The organism is Burkholderia sp. BCC1972, assembly GCF_905339605.1.
Classification (GTDB): Bacteria; Pseudomonadota; Gammaproteobacteria; order Burkholderiales; family Burkholderiaceae; genus Burkholderia.
Window position 1 is genome coordinate 62,222 of sequence record NZ_CAJPGH010000035.1, and the last position, 6,680, is coordinate 68,901.

Below are 6,680 nucleotides of genomic sequence, written 5' to 3' on the forward strand. Positions count from 1 at the left end.
GGGAGCGCCACACTCCGCTCACGAGACGCTTACGCGGCAAAACCAGGAACAGGAACCGGCGCGCGGCGCTCAGCCGAACGTGTAGCGCCCGTGCTGGCGCGGCCGCCACGGCGACGAGCGGCAGCTCGCGGCGCCGGCCGCGCGCCGCGCGGCCCAGCCTGCACCGCGGCGCACCTGCCGGTCGCGGCGGGCCACCGCGGCCACGCGCGGCGGCAACGCATTCGCAAGACGCCGTACGGCCGCGACACGTACTGCCAGCCGCGACGCCGGCGACATGCGGCGCGCGACATGCGCGACGGGCCGCTTGCAGAGGATTGCGCTGTCGTAGTGCTTGCCGGCAAAACGCATCACGTCGACGACCTCGAAGCCCTGCGCGCCATAGAACGCCAGCAGGTGTGCAGCGGGATGCGGCGTATCGAGCGCGAGCAGCGTATAGCCGCGCAACGCGGCCCACTGCTCGGCGAACGACAGCAGCAACGCGCCGATCCCGCGGCTCTGGCAATCGGGGTCCACGGCGACCTGGCGCACGCTCGCGACGCCTTCGCGCCGATACAGCGAGCAGGCCGACGATGGATCGGTCGCATACAGCGTGGCCGTGCCGACGACACGCCCGCCACAGACGGCGACGTAGCACTCGCCGGCTTCCGCGCGGCGGCGCGTGACGTCTTCGCCCTGATCGACGCACGTGCAATTGAGCCCCATCGCGCCGAGCCGCGCGAAGGCGCGATGCAGCATCGGCGTGAGTTGTGCATAGCTGTCGGATGCCGGATCGAAACGCCGTACGACCACCCGGTCGGCGCACACGGCAGGCGGCGCGGCGGAGGGTCGTTCGGCGATCGCGTTCCAGGGTATCGACATTGCAATGCTCCGTGGTTGGGATGCCCGAAGTCTATGAGCGCGCCAGCCGCTGTCGCAAGAAAAAATGTCGTAAAAGTTTGGGGAAACGGGCGTGGCAGGCCCGATGAATATCGCGCTTCCCGCCGCGCCGCACGCGTCGTTGCGAACGCATGAAAGCGCATCGATCGTTGCTCGCGCAAGCAACGCGTCACGCGTCGATATCGATGGCCGGCACGCATGCCGTTGACACGTGCGGCAACGCGATCCAGACTCGCTGCTCCCTCATCGCAATGCGAGCGCCCATGGTCACCTGCTTCCTTCGCTACGTCATCGATCCGTACAAGCTCGCCGAGTTCGAAGCCTACGGCAAGATGTGGATTCCGCTCGTCGAAAAGTTCGGCGGCACGCATCACGGCTACTTCCTGCCGTCCGAAGGCGCAAACGACATCGCACTGGCGATGTTCTCGTTTCCGAGCCTCGCCGAATACGAGCGCTACCGCGAACGCTCGAAGGAGGATCCGGCCTGCCAGGCCGCGTTCCGCTACGCGGAGGAAACCCGCTGCATCGTCAGCTACGAGCGCAGCTTCTTTCGGCCGGTGTTCGAGTAACGGGCCGCGCCACCGCGCATCGCGCCCCGTTTTTCGGCGGAGGACGAAAAAAAGCCCCGCCTGCATCCGCGCGGCGGGGCCAACCCATGTCAGTAGAGACATCATGGAGGAGACGGGCCCATCTTATCGACCGTGGCGCACCGCCCCAACCAAGCATTTCTGCTATCGATCTGCGCGGCCGCGCACACGATTGCCCCGCCGCGCGGCATATCGATAGAACGAAAAGTCGTTTTCAGAGTGGCGACGGGGTCGTTACCATCTGGTTTTAAGCCTGTGCTTAGCCGGGCAAGCCATCCCCGAGGAGCGCCCCTTGACTGCATTCGATCAACACCGCCGCCCGTTCGTCGTCGGCATCGGCGGTACCACCCGAGCCGAGTCGTCCACCGAACGCGCGCTGTCGTTCGCGCTGCGCGGCGCGCAGGCCGCCGGCGCACGGACGCGCCTGTTCGACGGCCCGTTCCTGCATACGCTGCCGCACTACGCCCCCGAACACAAGACGCTGACCGACGCGCAGCGCGAGCTGATCGACGCCGTGCGCCAGGCCGACGCGATCATCATCGCGACGCCCGGCTATCACGGCGGCGTCTCCGGTCTCGTGAAGAACGCCCTCGACACGCTCGAGGAACTGCGCGCCGACGAGCGCCCCTATCTCGACGGCCGCGCGGTCGGCCTGATCGTCACCGCGTACGGCTGGCAGGCGGCCGGCACCGTGCTGACGTCGGTGCGTTCGATCGTCCACGCACTGCGCGGCTGGCCGACACCGTTCGGCGCGACCGTGAACACGCTCGAAACGCGCTTCGAAAGCGCCGACAGCTGCTCGGATCCGAAGGTCGCCGCGCAGCTCGAGACGGTCGGCGCGCAAGCGGCAGAGTTCGCGCTCGCCTTCGCATCGCATCGTGCGGCGTCGCATGCGGCATCGGTCGATGCGCTCGCACCCGTGCTGAAGATCGCCAACCAGTAAGGTCCGATCTCCGCTGCATTGCGCCGCGCGCGCCCGGTCGACGCAGTTCGACGGGCGCGCGCGGCGCTTTTTCGATGCGCGGCGATGCGCCATGCACGCCGTCGCCTTCCTCGCTCTGCCCCACCCCTGCGTACCGCCCCGATAACGATCCGGCCTGCCGCGTGATTAGCATTGGCCGAAAGATTGGTTCACGGCACCGGCAGGTTTTCGTACGCTGGAAGTCCGAACTTTCTACGCGCACGCCATGAACCGTACGATCCGCTACAAGGGCTATGAAGTCGCCCCCGCTGCCGCCCGGTTGCCGAACGGGCTGTTCGCCGCCAACCTGACGATCGAGAAGGCGAGCAGCGGCCCGTCGCCACGCTCCGTGTCGTTCGACGCGATCGATTTCTTCTTCGAGGAAGAGCACGCGCTCGCCTATGCGTCGCGCTGGGGCCGCCTCTGGGTCGACACGAACGCGTGACGCGCGCCTGGCCGGCGCACACATCGGCGCACACATGGCCGCTCGAAAATACGCGATTACGGAAGCTATGCAAGAATCTTTCGACCCGTAATCGAATAACAACAGCCATGAGTGACACGCTGCAGGAAGAGCACGCAGCCGCAGATCACGCAATGCGCAACTGGACCTTCGAGAGGCAAGGTCCGGTCCGGATCGGTTCCGATGCGCACATGCAGATGTTCTGCCGCATGCTGCTCGATACACACAACCCGTACAAGCCGGCCGTGATCGACTGGCCGGCGCTCAAGCCGGACGAACTCAGGCGGCTCACGTCGCTGCCGATCTGGGACATCGCGGTACAGACCGAAGGCCGCGCGTCGATCCGCGTGGCGACCTACGCGGCGACGGTCGACGATCCGCTGCTGCGCCGCGCGCTCGAGATGGACGGCGGCGAGGAAGCGCGCCACAAGGTCGTGCTGTCGAAGCTCGTCGAGGCATACGGCATCCGGCTCGCGCCCGAGCCGGCCTACCCGGCGCCGAAGGATCCCGAATGGTCGTGGATGATGACGGGCTTCAGCGAATGCATCGACAGCTTCTTCGCGTTCGGCCTGTTCCGCTCCGCGCAGCGCTCCGGTTACTTCCCGCCCGAACTCGTCGACACCTTCGAGCCCGTGATCCAGGAAGAAGGCCGCCACATCCTGTTCTTCGCGAACTGGTACGCGTGGTACTGGCGCACGATGCCGTGGTGGCGCCGGCCTTGGTTCTTCGCGCGCGTCGCGGCCGTGTGGGTGCAACTGATCCGCGACCGCATCGGCATCGCGCGCGGCATCGATGCCGATGGCGTCGCGCGTGATGCAAACTTTCCGGCCACCGGCACGGCGGATATCGGCGACGCGCTGAACCCGCGCGAGCTCATCGAGCTGTGTCTGGCCGAGAACGACAGGCGCATGGCCGGTTACGACAGGCGCCTGCTGCGGCCGATGTTCGTGCCGCGCATGGCGCGGTTCGCGCTGCGGTTTCTGAAGAAGTAACGCCGGGCTGGCTGCCGCCGGTCCTGCCGGCCGGCACGCCTTCGTGGCCGGCGGCGAGCCACCCGTTCGGCTCCGTGTCCGCCGATCGGATGTGGCGTGCCCGATACGTTTACTCCATCCCCTTTTTCTTGCGACGCTTCGGTCCACCCCCAGCGGGCCGGACACATTGTCGCACCCGGAATCTGACATTTCGGGACGTCGTCCCCGGCGCTCATCGACGGTCTGTTAACCCCTGTCGACGCCGCGCCGGAAACCGCGGCGGAACCGCCTCCCAGGGTTGCCCGGCACGCTCCCCAATTCCGCCGAAGTTCAGATATGAACGATATCGTCAATAGGACAAATCCGATAGTTGAGTGCTGACGACACAATCGATCGCTTTGTAGCAATTTATTACAAATTCCACGAACCAGACCGCCCGGAACGCCCGCCACACGGGCGCCCGCGCCGGGCGGGATGCGCAAATCGGCACAGCCGGATATTCTCAATTCAAAATTTAATTGATTTATAAAAATCCAATTAATACAAAAACCAATTTTCACAAAATCAATTACTTAACAAATTAATATTGTGAGAGAAGGGTTATCAGCCAAACTATGAAGTTACATTACATTCCCGAAAGAATTTGTCGCCGCGCAAACGTTTGCTATTTCATTTGTCTTACTTTTCGAGCGCCGTGATGTGTTACCTACCGCACAAAACAGATATAACATATTGATTTTTATGAATAAACCTTGAAGGCTCGCCGGAAATTCGGACCCTACATGACACATTCTTACATCTTTCAAAATCATTCACTCACAACACATCAAAACGCATCGCATTAACCATCTTTTAACTTTTAAAACACTTCATTTATCACTGTTTGTCAATCTACAAAAACCACCTCCAATAAACTCCGCCCATCAATTTTGAGATTCGCGCGAGCGCACGGAGTAATCCTCTAACAAAAGAGACCGGTGTGTGGCGTGCACATTTGGAGGTAGCAGGACATGAACCGCACATACCGCTCGATCTGGAACGAAGCTCTTGGCGCCTGGGTCGCGGCATCGGAACACGATTCGGCACGGGGCAAGCCGAACAAGTCGGCCGTCGTGAAGGCCGTTGCAACCGCAGTCCTCGCAGCGGGGTCGCTGGCCAGCAACGTCGCGCATGCGCAGTACTATGCGGCCGGCGGCGGGTCGACCACGAGTTCCAATTCGGTCGCTATCGGCCCTTCTTCGACGGTCTCGTCCAACAACTCCACGGCGATCGGGGCGGGTGCGACCTCTTCCGACGCCTATGCAACCGCCATCGGCAGTAACGCAACGGCCGGCAACAACAGCAGTACGGCCATTGGCGCCAATGCGGTAGCGAGCGGCGGCAATACGCTGGCGATGGGCCGCTCCGCGACTGCATCCGGCGCGGCCGGGGTCGCACTGGGCCAGGCAGCGACTGCCAACGCCAATTTCGCCACTGCGGTCGGCAGCCAAGCCCTTGCCTCCGGAGCAAACTCGGTCGCCATCGGCGGTTCGACGGCAACCGGCACGCCGAGTACCACCCAGACGCTCGCCAATGCCGCCGGCGCCATCGCCATCGGCAACAACGGTGTAGCGGGCGCGTCGGCTACCGCGACGAATTCGATTGCGCTCGGCGGTCAATCACTCATCTCCTCGGCCGCGACCTCGGGTATCGCGCTCGGTCGCGGTGCAACCGTCAGCGGCGCCTACGGCATCGCGCAAGGTGATGGCATCGTTTCCGGCGCAACCGGCCAGAACGTCGCAATCGGCTCGTCGGGCACGACCGCCAACAGCGGTACCGCAACCGGCGGCGCCGTGGCCATCGGCCGCGCGCAAACGGCCAGCGGCGACGGCGCGGTCGCGCTCGGCACCAGCAACTCGGCAAGCGGCACGGGCGCAGTCACGCTCGGCAGCGGCAACTCGGCGAACGGCACCGGCGCGGTTGCGCTGGGCAGTGGCAACAGCGTGACGGGTGCGGGTTCGGTCGGTATCGGCAGCGGCGCCACCGCGGCTTATGCGGGTTCGAGCGCAATCGGTGCGTCCTCGTACGCGGGCGGGGCTTCGGCGCCTGCCTCCGCTTTCGGGAACGGAAGTTCCGCGACGGCGAACTACGCGACCGCGATCGGCGTCAATGCCAGCGCGACTGGCGCCGGTAGCGTGGCGCTTGGCGTGGCGACGGCCAGTGCGCTCCAGAGCGTTGCAATCGGCCAGCAAGCCGCGGCTTCCCAGGCCGGAAACATTTCGATCGGTTCGTTTGCGACGGCCAGCGGCAACGGCAATGCGGTCGCGATGGGCTATCAATCGACCGCTTCGGCCGGCAACGCGATGGCGCTTGGCTACCTGTCGACGGCCAACGTGGCAAACTCCGTTGCCCTTGGCAACAATTCGGCGACAATTGGTGCGACTACCACGGCGACCGGCGGCACCAGCTCGGTCACCTCCGCCACGATCGGCGGCCAGACGTTCGGCAACTTTGCCGGCGCAAGTGCTGCCAACGGCGTCGTCAGCGTCGGCACGGCGGGCAACGAGCGTCGCATCCAGAACGTCGCCGCGGGGCTCGTCACGTCGACCAGCACCGATGCGATCAACGGTAGCCAGCTCTACTCGGTAGCAAGCACGACGACGTCGAGCATCACGAGCCTGTCGACGTCGGCTTCGACGGGTCTGTCGTCGGCCAACAGCTCGATCTCGTCGCTTTCGACCTCCACGTCGTCGGGCCTGTCGTCCGCTAACAGCTCGATCGGTTCGCTGTCGACGTCGACCTCGACCGGCATCAATTCGCTGTCCACCGGCCTCAGCTCGACC

General features: G+C 64.7%; 6 protein-coding genes. 5 read left to right on the forward strand and 1 reads right to left on the reverse strand.

Annotated features, from left to right (window positions below; genetic code table 11):
- Nucleotides 1–69: 69 nt before the first annotated feature.
- Entirely contained in the window at nucleotides 70–858 is a 789-nt protein-coding gene (locus U5798_RS33310; RefSeq protein ID WP_124456474.1) for a GNAT family N-acetyltransferase, read from the reverse strand.
- 281 nt (nucleotides 859–1,139) lie between these two features.
- Between U5798_RS33310 and U5798_RS33315 the strand changes: the two genes are divergently transcribed.
- From U5798_RS33315 to U5798_RS33335, 5 genes are all read left to right on the forward strand, one after another.
- Complete coding sequence (locus U5798_RS33315) at nucleotides 1,140–1,445, forward strand: NIPSNAP family protein (protein ID WP_124456475.1); 306 nt, start codon at nucleotides 1,140–1,142, stop codon at nucleotides 1,443–1,445.
- A gap of 310 nt (nucleotides 1,446–1,755) precedes the next feature.
- Nucleotides 1,756–2,406 (forward strand): NADPH-dependent FMN reductase, encoded by a 651-nt coding sequence (locus U5798_RS33320; protein WP_124457125.1) that lies wholly within the window; start codon nucleotides 1,756–1,758, stop codon nucleotides 2,404–2,406.
- Between the two features lie 244 nt (nucleotides 2,407–2,650).
- The gene (locus U5798_RS33325) at nucleotides 2,651–2,869 is read left to right on the forward strand and encodes a transcriptional regulator (RefSeq protein WP_124457124.1); all 219 of its coding nucleotides are present in this window, start codon (nucleotides 2,651–2,653) and stop codon (nucleotides 2,867–2,869) included.
- 107 nt (nucleotides 2,870–2,976) lie between these two features.
- Entirely contained in the window at nucleotides 2,977–3,879 is a 903-nt protein-coding gene (locus U5798_RS33330) for a ferritin-like domain-containing protein (protein ID WP_124457123.1), read from the forward strand.
- A gap of 989 nt (nucleotides 3,880–4,868) precedes the next feature.
- A partial coding sequence (locus U5798_RS33335) for an ESPR-type extended signal peptide-containing protein (protein WP_322084484.1) occupies nucleotides 4,869–6,680 on the forward strand: 1,812 nt, incomplete at its 3' end.